General features: G+C 68.5%; 2 protein-coding genes. One reads left to right on the top strand and one right to left on the bottom strand.

Going from position 1 to position 1,320, the window contains the following annotated elements:
• Positions 1-112 precede the first annotated feature (112 nt).
• Positions 113-529 (bottom strand): helix-turn-helix domain-containing protein, encoded by a 417-nt coding sequence (locus ABZU52_RS21840; protein ID WP_354972835.1) that lies wholly within the window; start codon positions 527-529, stop codon positions 113-115.
• Positions 530-774: 245 nt separating this feature from the next.
• On the opposite strand from ABZU52_RS21840, the gene ABZU52_RS21835 reads away from it, so the two are divergent.
• Positions 775-1,215 carry a hypothetical protein gene (locus tag ABZU52_RS21835; RefSeq protein ID WP_354972834.1) on the top strand — a complete coding sequence of 147 codons (441 nt, stop codon included), beginning with the start codon at positions 775-777 and terminating at the stop codon, positions 1,213-1,215.
• The last annotated feature ends 105 nt before the right edge of the window (positions 1,216-1,320 follow it).

Below are 1,320 nucleotides of genomic sequence, written 5' to 3'. Positions count from 1 at the left end.
CCCCGGCCTCGGCGTTGATCATGAAGTTATTGCCTCTCGCCACGGCGTGTCGTGGCAATAACTTCATGATCAACCGCGCGGCAGGGGGTGGGGCAGGGGTGGGTGGGGCGGGTTAGCCGGCTCGGCGGATGGGGCGGCGGGCCAGGTAGCGGAGCAGGTCGCGGATGTGGTGCTTCTCCTCGGCGGGGACCGTCGGGTCGGCCAGCCGGTCCAGGATGGCCCGGACGTCGGCCTCGACCAGGCCGTCGTCGTGGCGTCGGCGGGGCGCGGGGCCGGCGTCGGGCAGCCCGAGCGCGCGGAACGCGGCAGCGACCGGCAGATCCAGTGCGGCGCAGAAGCCGCGAACCTTGGCCAACTCGGGATAGTCCTGCCAGTCACCGGCCAGCCAGCGGAACACGGTGGAGCGACCCACGCCCGTGTGCGAGGCAAGATCAGTCACGGTCCAGCCGCGTTCGTTGCGAGCGTCATCGATGGCGCGCCGGACGAAGCGGGCGAAGGCCATCTGCGGTGATACGTCGGCTGATCCCATCCGTGTGTGTCTTCCCCCCTGCCGGAGCGCCGGGACGATCCGACTTCCGAGGGTAGTACTCCTGGAGTTGGAAACAATTGACTGACCGCACAAACTGTCCCGTCGACGAGACTTTCTTGAAAGCGTGTGTGCAGAACGAAAATTGCACAGAGCGATCATCGTCGTTCTTCCCTTAAGCTCGGTGCCCGTCCCGACATGGCGTCTTTCGCCTGCCGCCTCCGATCGGACCACCGCCGAGGAGCACCATGGCCGAATCGAGCCGCCCCCAGCCGTACCAGCCCGGTGCGGTGAGCCTCTTCTTCGTCGTCAAGGCCGGCGTGTTCGCCGCCGCGTTCTGGATCTGGTTGCTGGTCCTGGTGCTCCGCACCGACGCCGCGACCGGTCTGCAGGTGCTGGCCGCCACCGGCACCATCACCACCACGCTGGTCGCGGTCCTGCTCGGTGCCCGGATGGCGTTGCAACACAACGCCGCCATTCGGCACGCCGAGGTGAAGAAGCTGCTGGTGGACATCTCCTGGAACGCCTTCGCGGCAGCCGGCAACGCGGAGACCGGGGGCAAGGTCGTACCATTCCCGACCGCCCCGGGCGACGGTGAGTGGGCCGCACAGCGGCCCGCCGCCGACCGGGTGTCGGTCCTCGATCGCAGTGCCGGCGAGCGCAACGGCGGCCGAGACCGCCGACGCTAGCCACCCGGAGCTAAGGGACGTCTCGTAACCCTGGCGTCTGTCTGTTAGGGACGGTCAGGCAGGATGCCCGGGTGCAGGTGATCACCGCAGCCCGTCCGGAGTGGA

Origin of the sequence: Micromonospora sp. NPDC005220 (assembly GCF_040607895.1) — a bacterium.
In the GTDB taxonomy this organism is placed as follows: domain Bacteria; phylum Actinomycetota; class Actinomycetes; order Mycobacteriales; family Micromonosporaceae; genus Micromonospora.
This window is presented reverse-complemented; position numbering and strand designations above follow the sequence as displayed.

Excerpts from the sequence above, each read along its gene's own strand:
- ABZU52_RS21840 (WP_354972835.1), bottom strand. The coding sequence starts at position 529 with ATGGGATCAGCCGACGTATCACCGCAGATGGCCTTCGCCCGCTTCGTC.
- ABZU52_RS21835 (WP_354972834.1), top strand. The coding sequence starts at position 775 with ATGGCCGAATCGAGCCGCCCCCAGCCGTACCAGCCCGGTGCGGTGAGC.